Annotated in this window: 17 protein-coding genes; 9 read left to right on the plus strand and 8 right to left on the minus strand. The window is 70.6% G+C overall.

The window, feature by feature from the left end:
- A partial coding sequence (locus ACZJYS_RS07490; RefSeq protein WP_493176883.1) for an SDR family oxidoreductase occupies window positions 1-515 on the plus strand: 515 nt, incomplete at its 5' end.
- 435 nt (window positions 516-950) lie between these two features.
- On the plus strand, window positions 951-3,047 hold the full coding sequence (locus ACZJYS_RS07495) for an ELWxxDGT repeat protein (protein WP_493176884.1): 2,097 nt from the start codon (window positions 951-953) through the stop codon (window positions 3,045-3,047).
- Between the two features lie 154 nt (window positions 3,048-3,201).
- On the opposite strand, the gene ACZJYS_RS07500 is transcribed toward ACZJYS_RS07495, so the two are convergent.
- Window positions 3,202-3,426, minus strand: coding sequence for a hypothetical protein (locus tag ACZJYS_RS07500; RefSeq protein WP_493176886.1), 225 nt, complete (start codon window positions 3,424-3,426; stop codon window positions 3,202-3,204).
- A gap of 110 nt (window positions 3,427-3,536) precedes the next feature.
- Between ACZJYS_RS07500 and ACZJYS_RS07505 the strand changes: the two genes are divergently transcribed.
- From ACZJYS_RS07505 to ACZJYS_RS07530, 6 genes are all read left to right on the plus strand, one after another.
- Window positions 3,537-3,713, plus strand: a complete 177-nt coding sequence (locus ACZJYS_RS07505) for a hypothetical protein (RefSeq protein ID WP_181377961.1) — start codon at window positions 3,537-3,539, stop codon at window positions 3,711-3,713.
- Between the two features lie 295 nt (window positions 3,714-4,008).
- Window positions 4,009-5,286: an ABC transporter substrate-binding protein gene (locus tag ACZJYS_RS07510; protein WP_493176888.1), complete on the plus strand. Its 1,278-nt coding sequence runs from the start codon at window positions 4,009-4,011 to the stop codon at window positions 5,284-5,286.
- A gap of 17 nt (window positions 5,287-5,303) precedes the next feature.
- The gene (locus ACZJYS_RS07515; RefSeq protein ID WP_219929658.1) at window positions 5,304-6,233 is read left to right on the plus strand and encodes a carbohydrate ABC transporter permease; all 930 of its coding nucleotides are present in this window, start codon (window positions 5,304-5,306) and stop codon (window positions 6,231-6,233) included.
- Window positions 6,230-7,063 carry a carbohydrate ABC transporter permease gene (locus ACZJYS_RS07520; RefSeq protein ID WP_109515219.1) on the plus strand — a complete coding sequence of 278 codons (834 nt, stop codon included), beginning with the start codon at window positions 6,230-6,232 and terminating at the stop codon, window positions 7,061-7,063. The genes ACZJYS_RS07515 and ACZJYS_RS07520 overlap by 4 nt, the downstream gene beginning before the upstream one ends.
- Before the next feature lie 23 nt (window positions 7,064-7,086).
- On the plus strand, window positions 7,087-8,175 hold the full coding sequence (locus tag ACZJYS_RS07525; protein WP_493176889.1) for an ABC transporter ATP-binding protein: 1,089 nt from the start codon (window positions 7,087-7,089) through the stop codon (window positions 8,173-8,175).
- Window positions 8,176-8,267: 92 nt separating this feature from the next.
- Window positions 8,268-9,254, plus strand: coding sequence for a Bug family tripartite tricarboxylate transporter substrate binding protein (locus ACZJYS_RS07530; protein ID WP_379650242.1), 987 nt, complete (start codon window positions 8,268-8,270; stop codon window positions 9,252-9,254).
- Window positions 9,255-9,347: 93 nt separating this feature from the next.
- Here the strand turns inward: ACZJYS_RS07530 and ACZJYS_RS07535 are convergent, their stop codons facing one another.
- The 7 genes from ACZJYS_RS07535 to ACZJYS_RS07565 all read right to left on the minus strand — a co-directional run bounded on the left by ACZJYS_RS07535 (window position 9,348) and on the right by ACZJYS_RS07565 (window position 16,046).
- Window positions 9,348-10,745, minus strand: a complete 1,398-nt coding sequence (locus tag ACZJYS_RS07535; protein ID WP_493176891.1) for an amidohydrolase family protein — start codon at window positions 10,743-10,745, stop codon at window positions 9,348-9,350.
- Between the two features lie 83 nt (window positions 10,746-10,828).
- On the minus strand, window positions 10,829-11,686 hold the full coding sequence (locus ACZJYS_RS07540; protein ID WP_493176892.1) for a transporter substrate-binding domain-containing protein: 858 nt from the start codon (window positions 11,684-11,686) through the stop codon (window positions 10,829-10,831).
- Window positions 11,687-11,750: 64 nt separating this feature from the next.
- Window positions 11,751-12,650, minus strand: a complete 900-nt coding sequence (locus tag ACZJYS_RS07545; protein WP_493176894.1) for a polysaccharide deacetylase family protein — start codon at window positions 12,648-12,650, stop codon at window positions 11,751-11,753.
- Window positions 12,637-13,461: an ABC transporter substrate-binding protein gene (locus ACZJYS_RS07550; protein ID WP_109515213.1), complete on the minus strand. Its 825-nt coding sequence runs from the start codon at window positions 13,459-13,461 to the stop codon at window positions 12,637-12,639. Before ACZJYS_RS07550 ends, ACZJYS_RS07545 begins: the two co-directional genes overlap by 14 nt.
- Before the next feature lie 13 nt (window positions 13,462-13,474).
- Window positions 13,475-14,242 (minus strand): amino acid ABC transporter ATP-binding protein, encoded by a 768-nt coding sequence (locus tag ACZJYS_RS07555; RefSeq protein ID WP_109515212.1) that lies wholly within the window; start codon window positions 14,240-14,242, stop codon window positions 13,475-13,477.
- Window positions 14,239-15,087, minus strand: a complete 849-nt coding sequence (locus ACZJYS_RS07560; RefSeq protein ID WP_493176897.1) for an amino acid ABC transporter permease — start codon at window positions 15,085-15,087, stop codon at window positions 14,239-14,241. Before ACZJYS_RS07560 ends, ACZJYS_RS07555 begins: the two co-directional genes overlap by 4 nt.
- Before the next feature lie 5 nt (window positions 15,088-15,092).
- The gene (locus ACZJYS_RS07565) at window positions 15,093-16,046 is read right to left on the minus strand and encodes an N-carbamoyl-D-amino-acid hydrolase (RefSeq protein ID WP_493176898.1); all 954 of its coding nucleotides are present in this window, start codon (window positions 16,044-16,046) and stop codon (window positions 15,093-15,095) included.
- A gap of 130 nt (window positions 16,047-16,176) precedes the next feature.
- On the opposite strand from ACZJYS_RS07565, the gene ACZJYS_RS07570 reads away from it, so the two are divergent.
- Entirely contained in the window at window positions 16,177-17,076 is a 900-nt protein-coding gene (locus ACZJYS_RS07570; protein ID WP_493176900.1) for a LysR family transcriptional regulator, read from the plus strand.
- The last annotated feature ends 69 nt before the right edge of the window (window positions 17,077-17,145 follow it).

A 17,145-nucleotide genomic window follows, 5' to 3' on the forward strand; every position in this document is an offset into this window, starting at 1 on the left:
TCGTGGTGAACAATGCGGGCATCTCCCGCACCGGCGCCTTCGAGACCGTGACGGATGCCGTCTGGCAGGAGGATCTCGACCTCAAGCTGTTCGCCGCCATCCGGCTGACGCGCCTGGTGTGGCCGCAGTTGCGCGAGCGCGGCTGGGGCCGCGTCATCAACGTGCTGAACACCGGCGCCAAGGCGCCGCGCGCCGGCAGCGCGCCCACCGCCGTCAGCCGCGCCGCCGGGCTGGCGCTGACCAAGATCCTGGCCGGCGAGGGCGCGCCGCACGGCATCCTGGTCAACGCGCTGCTGGTGGGGCTGATCGAGAGCGACCAGTGGCGCCGCCGCGCCGAAGCCGCCGGCCAGCCGCTGGAGGCGCTGCTGGCCGAGATGGGGCGCGGCGTGCCGCTCGGCCGCGTCGGCCGGGCCGAGGAATTCGCCCAGACCGCCTGCTTCCTCGCCTCCGACGCCGCCTCCTACATCACCGGCACGGCGATCAACGTCGATGGCGGCAGCTGCCCCATCACCTGATACCTGCGGCGCGCGAATCGGCCAGGCTGGACCTGGCGATTTGCCGCCTCCTTCCACAACCACAGCAGACAAAGAAGAATCGCCTGAAACCGCGCGTTGTTATTGCAACGCGAAACAAAAGTGGTTCTCGTGCAAATCTCGGCGATGAACGGGGGAGTATTCTCCCTCCTCCGGCGCCTTACTGGTGCGCGGCCGCGCAACGGCGGAAGCGCCTGAACCGCCCGCAGGCGTTGCGCCGCAAGGGCCGCTGGAGTTCCCTCCCGGCCACGCACCGCCCTTGCCGCTCGCCCGGCAACCATCGCCCGCCGCCCAAGCTTCCGCTTTCGCCATCGTTGACCCGGGCGGCCGATCCTGCGGAGAAGCGCGCAGAGGCGGAGGCGAGCCGGCTGCGTGGACGCCGCCCCTGCCCCGCACGGCAAGAGTGAGGAGCGACGCATGCCCCTGCGTGACGGTTATGTTTTCCAGGCCGGCAACACTGATCATGGTACCGAGCTCTGGCGCACCGACGGCACGGCCGAGGGCACGGTCCTTCTGCGCGACATCCGGCCGGGGCCGGCAGGTTCCTTTCCGCTGTCGCTGACCTCCACGCTGAATGGCCGCCTGCTCTTCGCCGCCGATGATGGTACGCATGGCCAGGAGCTGTGGGTGACCGACGGCACCCAGGAGGGCACCACCCTGCTGCGCGACATCCTGCCCGGCGCGGCCAGCGGCTCGCCCTTCGGCTTCTTCACCATGGCCGATGGCAGCGTGCTCTTCAGCGCGCAGGGCGAGGATTTCAACGCCGAGCTGTGGCGGAGCGACGGCACCGCCGAGGGCACCCGGCTGCTGAAGGAGCTGGTGCCGGGGACGGTCGGCTCCTTCCCCGGCGCCTTCACGCCCCTGCCCGATGGCCGCGCCGTCTTCACCGCCTATGACCCGGCGGCCGGCGGCCAGCTCTGGATCACCGACGGCACGACCGACGGCACTCGTCCCATCGCCACCACCCCCAATGCCGAAGGCATCTCGGAGCCACTCAGCCTGACCGCGCTGGGCGATGGGCGCATCCTGTTCCAGGGCTCCGGCCCGCTGCCGCAAACCGAGATCTGGGTCACCGACGGCACGGCCGAGGGCACCAGCCGCCTCATCGGCCTGCCGCCCGGTGAGCTTCCCTATTACGGCAGCCCGGACTTCACGCCGCTCGGCGGCGGCCGGGCCGTGTTCTACGCCGACAACGGCACCGAGGGCCGCGCCCTTTGGGGCACCGATGGCACGCCGGGCGGCACCGGCCTGCTGCGTCAGTTCGGCTCGGGCTACAGCGGCCAGGGGCCGCAGGAGCTGACGGCGCTGGGCAATGGCCGCGCCATCTTCGCCGCCGGCGACGCCGAGCACGGCATCGAGGCCTGGATCACCGATGGCACGGCGGCCGGCACCGGCCTGCTGCGCGACATCATGCCCGGCGCCCAGAGCTCCGCCCCCGCCAATTTCAAGGCCCTGGGCGACGGGCGGATGCTGTTCACCGCGCAGCAGGCGCTGGAGGATTCGGGCGAGTTGTGGGTGACGGACGGCACGGCCGAGGGCACCAGCCTGCTGATCGCCCTGCCCGCCGGCGCCCGCTTCGCCGCCGACATGGTGCCGACCGGAGATGGCGGCGCGCTGTTCTCCGCCGTCACCGAGGAAGCGGGGCGGGAGATGTGGTTCACCGACGGCACCACGGCCGGAACGCGCCTGGTGGCCGATATCGCCCCCGGCAAGGATGGCGCCTTTCCCGGCGGCTTCACCGCCCTGCCCGCAGCCATGACCGTGGACCGGGAGCCGCCGATCCTGGCCTCCGGCTTCGACCCCGCCTTCTACCTGGCGCAGAACCCCGACGTGCTGGCCGCCGGCGCCGATGCGCTGAGCCACTACCAGGCCTTCGGCTGGGCCGAGCGGCGCGATCCCAACACGCTGTTCAGCGTCGAGTACTACCTCAACCAGAACCCCGACGTCGCCGCCGCGGCGGTGGAGCCGCTGGCGCACTACACGGCCTCCGGCTGGCGGGAGGGGCGCGACCCCAGCCTGGGCTTCGACAGCGGCGCCTATCTGGCGGCGAACCCCGATGTCGCCGCCGCCGGGCTGGAGCCGTTGCTGCACTACCTGCAGTTCGGCCAGGCCGAGGGCCGGGCCATCACCGCCGCCACCCCCCATGCCACCGGGCCGCAGGACCCGCTGGTGGATGCCGGCTTCTACTTCGCCGGCAATGCGGATGTGGCGGCCTCCGGCCAGGACCCCAGCAGCCACTACCATGCCTTCGGCTGGCGCGAGGGCCGCGACCCGAATGCCTTCTTCGACAGCAGCTTCTATCTGGAAGCCAACCCGGATGTGGCGGCGGCCGGAGTCGACCCGTTGCGGCACTACGCCGAGAATGGCTGGCGCGAGGGGCGTGACCCCGGGGCGGCCTTCGCCACGGATGCGTATCTGGCGGCGAACCCCGATGTCACCGCCGCCGGGCTGAACCCGCTGATGCACTACCTCCTGCATGGCGCCGCCGAGGGGCGCGAGGTCTTCCCGGCCTGACAACCCGCGGCCCCGCCGGGACAGGCGGGGCCACGCCGGCGGCCACTGGCCTCCGGAACATGACACGCCTCCGGGGCGTCACAATCCTCCGTCGCCTCAAGGGCGTTTGCACGGCCGCCAGCCGCGCCCCGCGGAGGGTGAAATGTGGCCGCGCTCAGCGAAGTCCAACCCACGCGCTCTCCTCCTGAAGAATAATCACTCTTCGGTTGATGATGAAGAGGGATGACACGCCCTGCGTGCGGCTGGTTCCATTTCCTCCCGTAAAAATGTGGCAGCCGCGCCATAGTGGGCGCATCGATCCTAGACCATTGTTTTCACCAGTATTTTTCTTCACGGAAGGCGCTGAAACAGGCGTTCGCGCCTCAAGGAGCAGCCTCATCGGCTCCATTTCCGCCCGATTATGGCGCGATCGTGACGCGTCTTGCCGAATTAGGGCTGGAATAAGGCAGCACCTCGCCTTAATTGTGTCCTCATCAGAGGAGGGCAGCCATGATGGACCGTACCAAGATCATCGCCGACACGGCCGCCGATCGTCGCCAGGCCGCCGCCCCGGTTGAGGGCCGCCGCGACGACACCTGGCGCGACGAGGCGCCTGGCCTGTATGCCGCCTGGAATTCCTGGGGCGAGCGCAGCCCCTTCGCGCTGGGCGCCACGGGCCGCTGGTAAGCCCGTCTTCCATCCCCATTCGTTCCTGAGAGAGCCCGGCCCTGAGCCGGGTTTTTTCATGCCAGCCCGGCTGGGCCCCGACATTCCCGCACCGGCTTCTTCCCGGCGGTGGGTTGCATCCTCCGGCTCGCGCAGGTAGCGGTTCCTGCCCCCTGCCGCGGCCAATGCCCGGCCGGGCCCTGTCCGGAACCCGTCGCGCGGCCTGCCGCGTGGTCCTGGGAAGATGGCACCGCGCTTCAGCCCTTGTGCCCCGCCCGGTGCCTGCCCCGCCGATCCTTGCTGGGAGGACACCGTCATGCGCCTGAACCGGGCGTCGCGAATCATCGCTCTGCTGGCCCTGCTGGGCGGGCTCGGCCCCCTCTCCCCCCAGGCGCGGGCGGTGGAGATCACCATCTCCTGCGGCGCGCTGGGGCAGGAGCTGGAGCTGTGCCGGGATGGCGCCGAGGCCTGGGCGCGCCAGACAGGCCACACGGTACGCACCGTCTCGGTGCCCAATTCCGCCAGCGAGCGGCTGGCGCTCTACCAGATGATGCTGGCCGGCGGCGCCTCGCAGATCGACATCTACCAGCTCGACGTGGTCTGGCCCGGCATCCTCGCCACCCACTTCATCGACCTGAAGCCGCACAGCCAGGGCGCCGAGGCGGCGCATTTCCCGGCCATCATCGAGAACAACACGGTGGAGGGCCGGCTGATCGCCATGCCGCTCTACACCGATGCCGGCGTGCTGTTCTATCGGAAGGACCTGCTGGAGAAGCACGGCCGCCCCGTCCCCGCCACCTGGGCAGAGATGGAGGAGACGGCGCGCGCCATCCAGGAGGCCGAGCGCGCGGCGGGTGGCAACGGCCTCTGGGGCTACGTGTTCCAGGGCCGCGCCTATGAGGGGCTGACGGTGAACGCCCTGGAATGGGTGGCCAGCTCCGGCGGCGGCACCATCATCGACGACGAGGGCGGCATCACCATCGACAACCCGCGCGCCGCCGAGGCCATCGGCCGCGCCGCCGGCTGGATCGGCCGCATCGCCCCCGAAGGCGCGCTGACCTACACGGAGGAGGAGGCGCGCGGCATCTTCCAGTCCGGCAACGCGGTGTTCATGCGCAACTGGCCCTATGCCTGGGCGCTGGCGCAGGGCGCGGACAGCCCGGTGCGCGGCAAGGTCGGCATCGCCGCCCTGCCGCATGGCGCGCAGGGCGAGCAGACGGGCGTGCTGGGCGGCTGGAACCTCGGCGTCTCGCGCTATTCCCGCCATCCGGAGGAAGCCGCCGCGCTGGTGATGTACCTCACCGGCGCGGCGGAGCAGAAACGCCGCGCCGTGGTGGCCGCCTACAACCCGACCCGCCCGGCGCTCTACGAGGATGCGGAGGTGATCGCCGCCAACCCCTTCTTCCGGGCGCTCTACGGCACCTTCAGCAACGCGGTGGCGCGGCCCTCGCGTGCCACGGGAACCAAGTACAACCGCGTCTCGCACGCCTTCTGGACGCGGGTGCACGCCGTGCTCTCCGGCCGCGAGCAGGCCGCGCCGGCGCTCGGTGAATTGCGGCGCGACCTGCGGCGCCTCAGCCGGCGCGGCTGGTGAGCGGAGGCATGGCCCGCATGAGGGATGACGATCTCGGCCTGGCGAGGCTGCGCGTGCGCGCCGCCTGGCTGTTCCTGGCACCGACCCTGGCGGTGCTGGCGGTGGTGGCCGGATGGCCGCTGCTGCGCACCATCTGGTTCAGCTTCACCGATGCCGAGCTGATCGACCTGGAGAACTACCGCTTCATCGGCTTCGCCAACTACCTCGAATACTACGAGGGCGAGTGGCTGGGCCTGCTGGCCGACCCCGCATGGTGGCGGGCGGTGTGGCGCACCGTCTGGTTCGCCCTCGTCTCCGTCTCGATCGAGGCGGTGCTGGGCATGGTGGTGGCGCTGGCGCTGAATGCACGCTTCCCGCTGCGCGGGCTGGTGCGCGCGGCCATCCTGATCCCGTGGGCGATCCCCACCATCGTCTCGGCGCGGATGTGGGCCTGGATGCTGAACGACCAGTTCGGCGTCATCAACCACGCCCTTCTCGGCCTCGGCATCCTCTCCGAGCCGGTGGCGTGGATGGCCGACCCGGACCTCGCCATGTGGGCGGTGGTGATCGTCGATGTCTGGAAGACAACGCCCTTCGTCGCGCTGCTGATCCTGGCCGCGCTGCAGATGCTGCCCGCCGATTGCTACGAGGCGGCGCGGGTGGATGGCATCCACCCGGTGCGCGTGTTCTTCCGCGTCACGCTGCCGCTGATCCGCCCGGCCCTGATCGTGGCGCTGATCTTCCGCGCGCTGGACTCGCTGCGGGTGTTCGACCTGATCTATGTGCTGACCGCCAACGCCGCCGGCACGCAGTCCATGTCGGTCTATGCCCGGCAGCAGCTGGTCGACTTCCAGGATGTCGGCTACGGCTCGGCGGCCTCCACCCTGCTGTTCCTGGTGATCGCGCTGCTCACCCTCTCGGTGGTGCTGCTGGGGCGGCTGCGGCTCGGCGGGGAGAGCACCCGATGAACGGCCGCGCCCTCCTCGCGCGCGGCGGCTTCGCGCTGCTGCTGCTGGCGATCGGCGCCTTCGCGCTGTTCCCCTTCTATCATGCGGTGGTCACCTCCTTCCGCTCCGGCACGGAACTGTTCTCGCCGGCGCTGTGGCCGGAGACTCTGGATCTCTCCAACTACGTGCAGGTCTTCACCCAGCTCAATTTCGGCCGCACCATCCTGAACTCGGTGCTGGTGGCCGCCGCCGTGGTGGGGCTGTCGCTGCTGCTGGCGGTCACGGCGTCCTACGCGCTGGGGCGGGTGCGCTTCCGCGGCCGTGGCGCGCTGATGCTGACCATCCTCGGCGTCTCCATGTTCCCGCAGGTGGCGGTGCTCTCCGGCATGTTCGAGCTGATCCGCGCCCTCGGCCTCTACGACACGCTGCCGGGGCTGATGCTGGCCAACCTCGTGCTCACCCTGCCCTTCACCGTGTGGGTGCTCACCACCTTCATGCGCGAGCTGCCGAAGGAGCTGGAGGAGGCCGCCTATGCCGATGGCGCCTCGCCGCTCACCGTCATCCGCCGGGTGTTCCTGCCGCTGCTGTGGCCGGCCATGGCGCCCACCGCGCTGCTGGCCTTCATCGTCTCCTGGAACGAGTTCCTGTTCGCCTTCACCTTCACCCTCTCGGCCGAGACGCGCACCGTGCCCGTCGCCATCGCGCTGCTCAGCGGCGGCAGCCGGCAGGAACTGCCCTGGGGGCTGGTGATGGCCGCCTCCGTCATCGTCACCATCCCCGTGGTGCTGCTCGTGCTGGCCTTCCAGCGCAAGATCGTCTCGGGCCTCACCGCCGGCGCGGTGAAGGGATGACCAGCACAGAAGGATCCCCCCGCATGGCCTCCGTGGAGCTGCGCAACGTCCAGAAGCGCTTCGACCGCACGACGGTGATCCGCGATGTCGACCTCCGCATCGGCGATGGCGAGTTCTGCGTCTTCGTCGGCCCCTCGGGCTGCGGCAAGTCCACCCTGCTGCGGCTGGTGGCGGGGCTGGAGAGCGTCAGCGCCGGCTCAATCCACATCGGCGGCGAGGACGTGACGGCGAAGCCACCGCGCGAGCGGGGCATCGCCATGGTGTTCCAGTCCTATGCGCTCTACCCGCACATGACGGTGCACCAGAACATCGCCTTCGGGCTCGAGATGGGCCGCGCCCGCCGCGCCGAGATCGACGCCAGGGTGCGCGCCGTGGCGGAGACGCTGGAGCTGACGCCGCTGCTGGACCGCCTGCCGAAGCAGCTCTCCGGCGGCCAGCGGCAGCGGGTGGCGATCGGCCGCGCCATCGTGCGGGAGCCGCAGGTGTTCCTGTTCGACGAGCCGCTCTCCAACCTCGACGCCAGCCTGCGGGTGCAGATGCGCATCGAGATCGCCCGGCTGCACCAGTCGATGCGCACCACCATGATCTACGTGACGCACGACCAGGTGGAGGCAATGACGCTCGCCGACCGCATCGTGGTGCTGAATGCCGGGCGCATCGAGCAGACGGGCGCGCCGGTGGAGCTGTACCGGCACCCGCGCAACCTCTTCGTCGCCGGCTTCATCGGCAGCACGCGCATGAACTTTCTGCCGGTGCGCGCGGAGGGAAGCGCGGCGGGGGTGGTCACGGTCGGCCTGCCGGGCGGGGCGCGGCTCGACGTGCCGGTGGCCGGCGCCGGCGCGCGGCCGGGCGAGGCGCTGACGCTGGGCATCCGCCCCGAGCATGTGCGGCTGGAGGGCGAGGGTGCCGCCCTCGCCGGCCCTGTCGAGGTGGTGGAGGAGCTGGGCGACGAGCAGCTCGCCTATCTGCGCGCGCCGGACGGCACGCTGCTGACGGCGCGCATCCCCGAGGGGGCGCGGCTGCGCGAGGGCCAGCCGGGGCGCTTCCACCTGCCGCCCGCCGCCTGCCACCTGTTCCGCGAGGACGGCACCGCCCTGCCCCGCCGCGACTGAAGGCTGGCCCGAGGGGTAGACGGGGCGCCGCCCCTGGCCGATCCTCTCCGCAGAGCGCCGCAACGAACGGCGTGGAACGGGAGAGACAGACCATGACCCTACGCCGCAGCCTGCTGCGCGCCACCCTGGCCGTGCCGGCGGCCGCCGCCCTCTGCACCCCGGCCCTGGCGCAGGGCCTCGCGGGCCAGCGCCCGATCCGGCTGATCGTGCCCTACCCGCCCGGCGGCTCCACCGACGTGATCAGCCGCCTCTACGCGGAGCGCATGAGCGCCTCGCTCGGCCAGCCGGTGGTGGTGGAGAACCGCGCCGGCGCCAGCGGCAATCTCGGCACCGACACCGTGGCCAAGGCGGCGCCGGACGGGCTGACCATCGGCGCCGTCACCGCCAGCATCATGGCCATCAACCAGTTCCTGTTCCGCAGCATGCCCTTCGACACGGAGAAGGACCTGGTGCCGATCGGCCTGGCCTGGGAGACGCCGAACGTGGCCGTCCTCTCGCCGGACAAGAATCCGTCGAAGACCCTGGCCGAGTTCATCGACTGGGCGAAGAAGAAGCCGGACGGCATCACCTACGGCTCCACCGGCATCGGCCAGACCACCCACCTCTCCAGCAGCATGCTGTTCAGCCGCACGGGGGTGAAGGCCACGCATGTGCCCTATCGCGGCGCGGCGCAGACGGTGCCCGCCCTGCTGGCCGGCGACGTGGACATCGCGCTCGACAACCTCGCCTCGCATATCGGGCTGATCCAGGAAGGGCGGATGCGGGGGCTGGCGGTGACGGGCGCCACGCGCTGGCCCACCCTGCCGAACATCCCCACCATGGCGGAAGCCGGCATCCCGGATTTCGTCATCACCGTGTGGGGCGCCTTCGTGGCGCCGGCCGGCACGCCGCCCGCCATCATCGAGCGGCTGAACGGCGCCATGCGTCAGGTGGCGCAGGATGAGGCGATGCAGAAGCGCTTCATCCAGGGCGGCGCGCTGGCACTCTCCAGCACCGCCGAGGAAGCCGCCGCCCGTGCCAACCGCGAGCGGCCGATGTGGAAGCAGGTGGTGCAGGCTTCCGGGGCAAGGGCGGATTGAGAATCTTCTTTTTCTGAAGAAAAAGAAGCAAAAAGACTTTGTTCGTTTGGCGCTGCACCCTTGCTGGTGGCGCAGCGCCTCAAAGAACCTTCCTCATAACTCCAGCCAGGGCAGTTCCGAGGCCGGGCGCGCGAGGTCAGGGTTCTGCGCGATCATCCGCGCCCAGACGCGGCGGGTGACGGCCTCGGCCTCCTCCAGCAGGGCGGGCTCGTCCACCGTCAGGATTTTGCGGTCGCGCAGGACGAACGCGCCATCCACCATCACCGAGTGCACCGCGCCCGGATGGCCATAATGCACGATGTTGGAAACGAGGCGGATCACCGGCCGCAGCGCCGGGGTGTTCAGGTCGAGGAAGGTCAGGTCCGCCTTCCAGCCCGGCGCGATGCGGCCGATCTCATGGCCAGCGCCGATGCTCGCCGCCGCGTCGCGCGTCACCGCGTCGAGGATGGCATCGGGGCCGGGGAGCACGCCGCCCTCCTCCGCGCGGCCGCGCCCCGTACGGTGCAGGATGGAGCCGATGGTCATGGCCTGGAACATGTCCTCGGTCATGTTGTCGGTGCCGAAGGCGACGCGCACGCCGGCATCGCGGATCGGGCCGAGCAGCGCGCGGTGCATGCCGCGGCGGCGGGAGATGCTGGCCGGCGTGTGCGCCATGGTGACGCCGCGCGCGGCCAGGGTCTCGATGTCCTGCCGCGTGCAGAAGGTCCAGTGCGCGGCGGTGAGGTCGGGGCCGAGGAAGCCCTCGCGGTCGAGATAGCCGGCCGAGCTGGTGCCGCGCGCCGCCTGCACCGCCTTCTCCTCGCCGGGGCTCTGCGAGAGGTGGACGGTGCGCGTCAGCCCGTGCTTCGCCGCCAGGTCGAGCAGGCTGCGCAGCATGGCGGGGGAGCAGTTGTCCGGCGCGTGGGCGGCCACCTGGCAGCGCACGCGGTCGCCATGGCTGCCTTGCAGCGCCTCGATCATGGCTTCCGCGCGCTCCAGGAACTGCGCGCCGAAGGCCGGGTCCTCGCGGTAGTCGCCGTGGCGGATGCGGCGGGTGTCGATATCGGCGCAGCTCTCGGAGAGCCAGAGGCGCAGCCCGGTGGAGGCCATGGCCTTGCCGTAGGACAGCACGTGGCGGAACGGATCGACCAGCGTGGTGCTGCCGCTGCGGATGGCCTCGACGCAGCCGAGCATGGCCATCACCGCCCGCTCCTCGTCGGTCATGGTGTAGGAGATGGGCGACATGTAGCCGTAGATCATGTCGCCCTCCCAGTCCTCCACCGAACCGCGGAGCGCGGTGAGCACGGTGTGGGTGTGGGCGTTGACCAGCCCCGGCAGCACCGCGAGGCCGCGTGCGTCGAAGCGCTCCACCTCGGGATGCGCCGCCTCCAGCGCCTCGGTCGGCCCGAGGGCTTCGATGCGGTTGCCCCGGACGAGGATGGCGTGCCGCCCCAGGACCCGCCTTTCCTCATCGCAGGTGACGATGGCGGCGTTGGTGACGAGCAGGTCCATGGCGGGGTTCCAAAAGCTGATGGCGGGGTCCGGGGTGACCCTGTCACCCCGGCGGGGGTTGCAGGGGGCGCCGCCCCCTGCCCTTAAGGCTGCCCCGCGTCGACCGACACGCGGCTGATCGCCTGCGCCGCAATCCCGTGCTTCTTCAGGATCTCGCCATAGGTGCCGTTGTCGATCAGCCGCTGGAGCGAGGCGGCGATAGCGTCGCGCAGCGTGGTGGCATCCTTCGGGAAGGCGAGGCCCGAGAGGTTGTCGGTGATGGGCTTGCCGACCGCCGCCCAGTTCTCCGGCTCGGTGCGCTGGAGGTGGGCGACGAACTCGGCGCCGAGGATGGCGCCCTGGGTGCGTTCCTGCCGCAGGTCGGTGCGGGAGGCGGTGGCGCCGTTGCTGCCCACCACCTGCATGGGCGGCTTGCCGGCGGCCACGCAGGCTTTCTCGCTCCAGGCCTGCCCGGAGGGGAAGTAGTTGGTGAAGCGCGGCGTGGAGACGGATCTGCCGCAGAAATCCGTCGCCTCGCGGATGGAGGCGGCGAGCGCGCGGGTGGTGAAGAGCTGCCCGCCGGTGGTGATGTAGTCGACGAAGGTGAGCTTCTCGCGCCGCGCCGGCAGGTCGGTCATCGAGGTGCCGCTGAAGTCGATGCGGCCGGTGGTCAGCGAGTTGATGATCTGCTCGAAGGACATCTCCTCCCAGCGGATCTCGAGGCCCAGATCCCGCCCGATGGCGGTGACCAGATCGACATTGACGCCGCGCCGCTCGTTGGTGGCGGGGTCCTTGTAGGCCATCGGCGGATACGTGGCCTCGATGCCGACGCGGAGCGCGCCGGCGGCGCGGATGGCCTCCGGCAGCGGGGCACTCTGCGCGAAGGCGGGGGCCGCCCCCGCCAGCGCCCCCGTCAACGCCAGGGCCAGGCCCGCCGCCAGGATACGCTTGAAGGAATTCATGCGAAGTCTCCGGAGTGGGGGTCTGCCGTGGGGCTGGCGAAAGCGTGGTGGCGAGGAGGCCGGTTCAGCCGGCCTTCTGCTCGCAGGCGGTGAAATGCGCGGCGATCTCCTCGCCGGTCGTGATCCAGACATCGCCGCAGCCCTGCGCGTATTGCAGGAACTCGCGTAGCAGGCGCAGCCGCATCGGGCGGCCGCTGCATTGCGGGTGCAGGACGGTGGTCACCATGCCGCCCCAGTCGCGGATCTCGTCCAGCTCGTCCTTCCACATGGAGAAGACGGCCTCGCGCGGCTGGATGGTGTGGCGGCTGTAGCGCTGCGACAGGCCCAGCAGCCAGTCGTCGTAGCTGGCGGTGACGGGCAGCTCGACCAGCCCCGGCGTGCCATCGGCCAGCAGGTGGCGGTAGGGCCGCACATCGTCGCGGAAGGAGGAGGTGTAGAGCAGGCCGCGATCCTTCAGCAGGACGCGCAGCTCCTCGCAGAACTCGCCGGAGGGGGCGCGGTAGCCTTTCGGCACCACGCCGAGGCGGCGCTGCAGCACCTCGAGGCCGCGGTCCACCTCCTCCACCAGCATCGGGTCGCCCGGCTGCGGCATGAGGTGGTGGAAGCCGTGGTGGCCGATCTCGTGCCCATCCTTCAGGATGGCCTCGCACATGGCGGGGTGCGCCTCGACCGACCAGCCGGTGATGAAGAAGGTCGCCTTCAGCCCCAGGCCCCGCAGCATCTCCAGCAGCTTCGGCGTGCCGATGCGCGCCTCGTAGCCGCCGAAGGACATGGTCACCAGCTCGCCGTAGCGGGCGGGGTCCTTGGCGGTCCAGGCGCTCTCGGCATCGACGTCGAAGGAGAGGAACATCGCCGCCGCCTGGGCCCCCGGCCAGGGGTATTCGGGGGCCAGCGGCGCGCGGTTGGCCGGCAGCAGCGGCAGGGCGTCGAGCCCTGCCTTCAGCCCGGCGTCACTCGCCGCCATTGATCTGCACCTCGGGGATCTTCGAGGGCGAAAGCTGCCACTTCTCGGCCAGCTTCGCGTAGGTGCCGTCCGCCATCAGGCCGCGCAGCCCCTCGGCCAGCGCCTGCTGGAGCTGGGTCTCCTCCTTGCCGGTGGCGATGCCCATCAGCGTGTAGCGCACCGGCTCGCCCACCGGCGCGTAGGTGTTGGGCTCGAGGCCCATGATGTAGGGCAGCGTCTCGCCGCCCTGCATGGCGGCGTCGATGCGGCCCTGGCGGAGCTGGGTGCGCGCATCGGCCGAGCCCTCGGTCGGCACGTATTCGATGGCCGGCTTGCCCTTGGCCACGCAATTGGCGTCGCTGAAGCCCTTGATGTCGTTCGGCAGCGCCGTGCGGCGGCTGGCGCCCACCCGCTTGCCGCAGAGCGCCTCGGCGTTCGGGAACTCGGCGGCGCGGCTGGCCTGGGTGAAGAACTGGCTGCCCGAGCGGAGGTAGTCGATGAAGGTCGCCGTCTCCTGGCGGGACTTCAGGTCGGACATGCCGGAGAGGATGATGTCCACCCGCCCGGTGCGCACTGAGGCCAGCATCTGGTCGAAGCTGGTCTCCTGCCACTGCATCTTCACGCCGAGCTTCTCGGCCAGGGCGTTGCCCAGCTCCACGTCGAAGCCGGTGAGCTGGTTGGTCTGCGGGTCGCGCATCTCGAGCGGCGGGTAGTTCGGCACGATGGCGGCGATGATGGCGCCGCGCGACTTGATGCGCGCGGGCAGCTCGGCGGCTTGCGCCGCCACGGGAAGGGCCAGCACGGTCGCGGCCAGCAGAAGCTTCTTGAACATGCGCTCTGTTCCTTCAGGCGATGACGGCGGAGAGGAAGGCCTTGAGGCGGGCTTCCCTCGGGTTGCCCAGCACCTCGGCGGCCGGGCCGGATTCGACGATGGCGCCACGGTCCATGAACACGACGCGGTCCGCAACCTCGCGGGCGAAGCCCAGCTCGTGCGTCACCACGATCATGGTCATGCCGGAGGCGGCGAGCTCCTTCATCACCGCCAGCACCTCGCCCACCAGTTCGGGGTCGAGGGCGCTGGTCGGCTCGTCGAACAGCATCAGCCTGGGCTTCATGGCCAGGGCGCGGGCGATGGCGACGCGCTGCTGCTGCCCGCCCGAGAGATTGGCCGGGTAGGCGCCGGCCTTGTCGGCGAGGCCGACGCGGGCCAGCAGCGCCTCGGCCTCGCGCACCGCCTCGGCGCGGTTGCGCCCCTGCACCTGCACCGGCCCCTCGATGATGTTCTCGAGCGCCGTCATGTGCGGGAAGAGGTTGAAGCGCTGGAACACCATGCCGGTGGCGAGGCGCTGCCGCGCGATCTCCTTCTCCGGCAGGGCGTGCAGCCGCGTGCCCTCGATGCGCCAGCCGGTCAGCGCGCCATCGACCCAGATGGCGCCGCTGTCGATGGTGACGAGCTGGTTGACGCAGCGCAGCAGCGTGGTCTTGCCGGAGCCGGAGGCGCCGATGATGCACAGCACCTCGCCGGCCTGGACATCCAGCGAGACGCCGTCCAGCGCCTGGAAATCGCCGAACTTCTTGCGGACATCGACGATGGAGACGAGGGGCGGGCTCATCGGGTGGCTCCGGTGCCGCGGGCGAAGCGGCGCTCCAGCAGCATCTGCAAGGGCGTCAGGACCGAGACGATGATCAGGTACCACAGCGCGGCCACGATCAGCAGCTCGATGACGCGGGAATTGGCGTAGTAGATGTTCTGCGCCGCGTGCAGGATCTCGGCGAACTGGATGACGCTGGCCAGCGAGGTCAGCTTCACCATGCCGATGAACTCGTTGCCGAGCGGCGGGATCACCACCTTCATCGCCTGCGGGAAGATGATGCGGCGCAGCGCCCTGAGCCGCGTCATGCCGATCGCCTTGGCCGCCTCATACTGACCGGCATCGACCGAGAGCATGCCGGCGCGGATCACCTCGGAGGTGTAGGCGCCCTGGTTGATGCCGAGGCCGAGCAGCGCGGCGAGCGCCGGCGTCATCACGTCCACCGTGCGGACGGAAAACTCGCCGAAGCCGAGGCGCGGGAAGATCAGCGCCAGGTTGAACCAGAGCAACAGCTGCAGGATGACCGGCGTGCCGCGGAACAGCCACGTGTAGCCCATGGCCACGCCCTGCAGCACCGGGTTGGGCGACATCCGCATCACCGCGGTGACGACGCCGAGCGCGATGCCGAGCGCCATGGCGCCGAGGGTCATCCACAGCGTGTTGTACAGCCCGGCCATGATGGCGGGCGCCGTGAAGAAGCTGCCGACGAAGCGCCACTCGATGTCGCCCACCGCGAAGGCGCGGGCAAGCCCGGCCAGCAGCAGCACGATGACCGCCACCGCCGCCCAGCGCCCCCAGTGGCGGTTGGGGACATGGGTGTAGTGGGCGATGTCGGGCAGCGTGGAGGGAGGCCGTCTCTGCGCCATCGGCGTCAGCCCGCCTTGCGAGCGGGCGGCACGGCGCCGGTGCGGCTGGTGATCAGCCCGTACATCTCCGGCCGGCGGTGCTGGGCGAAGTTGAACATCTTCTCCTTGCCCTGGGCGCAGAGGTCGAGGTCGCAATCGGCGACAACCACCTCGTCGCCCAGCGTCTTCGCCTCGGCGACGATGCGGCCATTGGGGTCGACGATGCAGGAGCCGCCGATCAGGCCGGAGCCATCCTCATCCCCCGCCTTGGCCACGGCCACCGCCCAGGCGGCGTTCATGTAGGCGTTGGACTGGACGGCGAGCTGCGAGTGGAAGGTGCGCAGCCCGGCATCCTCGGTGTTGCCGCCATTCGGGTCGTAGGCGGCGGAGTTGTAGCCGACCAGCAGCATCTCCAGCCCCTGAAGGCCATAGACGCGCCAGGCCTCCGGCCAGCGGCGGTCATTGCAGACCAGCATGCCCAGCACCGGCGCGCCCCAGGAATCGGGGCCGTGGAAGGCGGGGAAGCCCAGGTCGCCATACTCGAAGTAGCGCTTCTCCAGCTGCTGGAAGCGCGAGCCCTCACGCGGCTCCACCGAGCCGGGAAGGTGCACCTTGCGGTACTTCTCCAGGATGGCGCCATCCGGCCCGACGGTGACGGCGCTGTTGAAGCGCTTGCCATCGGCCGTGCGCTCCGCGTAGCCGACATAGAAGCCGACCCCCAGCGCCTTCGCGCGGTCGAACAGCGGCTGCGTGTCCGGGCCCGGCAGCGTGCTCTCGAAATACGCCTCCAGCTCCGCCTCGCTCAGCAGCCAGCGCGGGAAAAAGGTGGTGAAGGCCAGCTCGGGGAAGACCACCAGTTGGGCGCCCTGGGCGGCGGACTGCTCCAGCAGGGCGATCATCCGGGCCAGGATCTGGGCGCGGCTGTCGGCGCGCTGGTTGGGGCCCATCTGGGCGGCGGCGACGCGCAGGATACGGGGCATCGGGAACCTCATCCGGGGGGCCGCGGGGCGGCGATGGCCGGCATCGTCGCACGCTTTTAAGGCAGCGCAATCGTCTGGATTATGATGAATCGCGCCAATCTATTCATCCTGATTATACACTGCCCAAACCATGACCTTGCGCCAGCTCGAGATCCTCCGCGCCGTCATCCGGCACCAGACCACCATGGCGGCGGCCCGGCTGCTCGGCATGTCGCAGCCCGCCGTCAGCAACGCGGTGAAGCAGCTGGAGGCGCAGCTCGGCTTCCCGCTGTTCGAGCGCGTCAACAACCGCCTCTTCCCCACCGAGGCGGCGCGGGTGATCCATGCCGAATCCGAGCCGCTCTTCGCCCAGCACGCGGCGCTGGAGGCACGGCTGCGCGCGCTGCGGCAGGACAAGCGGGGCCGGCTGCGGCTGCTCTCCACCCCGCCGCTGGGGCACGGGGTGGTGCCGCGGGCGATGCGGCGGATGCTGGAGCGGCAGCCTGGGCTGCGCATCACCTTCGACGTGCGGCGGCTGGACGAGGTGGTGGAAGGGGTGGAAGGCGGCGATGCCGAGCTGGGCTTCGGCCTCAGCCTGGAGGAGCGGCCGGGCCTCTCCACGCGCCTGCTGGCCGAGGCGCGCATGGTCTGCGTCTGCCCGCCGGACCACCCGCTGGCGCGCGAAAGCCTGGTGACGCCGGGCCTGCTGCGCGCCTGGCCGCTGATCGCGCTGGAAGGCGGCACGCGCATGGGCCGCGCGGTGCGGGCCGCCTTCCAGGGCGCGCGGGAGCCCTTCTCCGCCGCCGTCGAGGTGCGCTACGCGGACACCGCCTGCGCCATGGCGGAAGCCGGCGTGGGCGTGGCGGTGGTCGATCCCTTTTCCGCCCGCAGCCGCCACCGCCCCCTGGCCGTGCTGCCCTTCGAGCCGGCGGTCCCGGCCCGGGCCCTCGCCTTCTGGGCGGTGGGCCTGCCGCTTTCCCAGACGGCGCAGGGGCTGTTGCAGGAGCTTCACGCCATGCTGGGAAATACCGGCGACGGCGCCGCCGGTTAATAGTTCGTTCAGCGAATTGCTCAACACTCATCCACCGGGCGCCCTGCTCTCCCTTCGCCGGCGCCGGCA

The organism is Roseomonas sp. TS2 (genome assembly GCF_058833935.1).

What these genes read in the sequence shown, in the direction of transcription:
- ACZJYS_RS07545 (WP_493176894.1), bottom strand. Translation starts at nt 12,650, where the DNA reads ATGGCGGCGAGTGACGCCGGGCTGAAGGCAGGGCTCGACGCCCTGCCG.
- ACZJYS_RS07525 (WP_493176889.1), top strand. Translation starts at nt 7,087, where the DNA reads ATGGCCTCCGTGGAGCTGCGCAACGTCCAGAAGCGCTTCGACCGCACG.
- ACZJYS_RS07540 (WP_493176892.1), bottom strand. Translation starts at nt 11,686, where the DNA reads ATGAATTCCTTCAAGCGTATCCTGGCGGCGGGCCTGGCCCTGGCGTTG.
- ACZJYS_RS07500 (WP_493176886.1), bottom strand. Translation starts at nt 3,426, where the DNA reads ATGAGGCTGCTCCTTGAGGCGCGAACGCCTGTTTCAGCGCCTTCCGTG.
- ACZJYS_RS07515 (WP_219929658.1), top strand. Translation starts at nt 5,304, where the DNA reads ATGAGGGATGACGATCTCGGCCTGGCGAGGCTGCGCGTGCGCGCCGCC.
- ACZJYS_RS07495 (WP_493176884.1), top strand. Translation starts at nt 951, where the DNA reads ATGCCCCTGCGTGACGGTTATGTTTTCCAGGCCGGCAACACTGATCAT.
- ACZJYS_RS07505 (WP_181377961.1), top strand. Translation starts at nt 3,537, where the DNA reads ATGATGGACCGTACCAAGATCATCGCCGACACGGCCGCCGATCGTCGC.
- ACZJYS_RS07570 (WP_493176900.1), top strand. Translation starts at nt 16,177, where the DNA reads ATGACCTTGCGCCAGCTCGAGATCCTCCGCGCCGTCATCCGGCACCAG.
- ACZJYS_RS07510 (WP_493176888.1), top strand. Translation starts at nt 4,009, where the DNA reads ATGCGCCTGAACCGGGCGTCGCGAATCATCGCTCTGCTGGCCCTGCTG.
- ACZJYS_RS07565 (WP_493176898.1), bottom strand. Translation starts at nt 16,046, where the DNA reads ATGCCCCGTATCCTGCGCGTCGCCGCCGCCCAGATGGGCCCCAACCAG.
- ACZJYS_RS07520 (WP_109515219.1), top strand. Translation starts at nt 6,230, where the DNA reads ATGAACGGCCGCGCCCTCCTCGCGCGCGGCGGCTTCGCGCTGCTGCTG.
- ACZJYS_RS07530 (WP_379650242.1), top strand. Translation starts at nt 8,268, where the DNA reads ATGACCCTACGCCGCAGCCTGCTGCGCGCCACCCTGGCCGTGCCGGCG.
- ACZJYS_RS07535 (WP_493176891.1), bottom strand. Translation starts at nt 10,745, where the DNA reads ATGGACCTGCTCGTCACCAACGCCGCCATCGTCACCTGCGATGAGGAA.
- ACZJYS_RS07560 (WP_493176897.1), bottom strand. Translation starts at nt 15,087, where the DNA reads ATGGCGCAGAGACGGCCTCCCTCCACGCTGCCCGACATCGCCCACTAC.
- ACZJYS_RS07550 (WP_109515213.1), bottom strand. Translation starts at nt 13,461, where the DNA reads ATGTTCAAGAAGCTTCTGCTGGCCGCGACCGTGCTGGCCCTTCCCGTG.
- ACZJYS_RS07555 (WP_109515212.1), bottom strand. Translation starts at nt 14,242, where the DNA reads ATGAGCCCGCCCCTCGTCTCCATCGTCGATGTCCGCAAGAAGTTCGGC.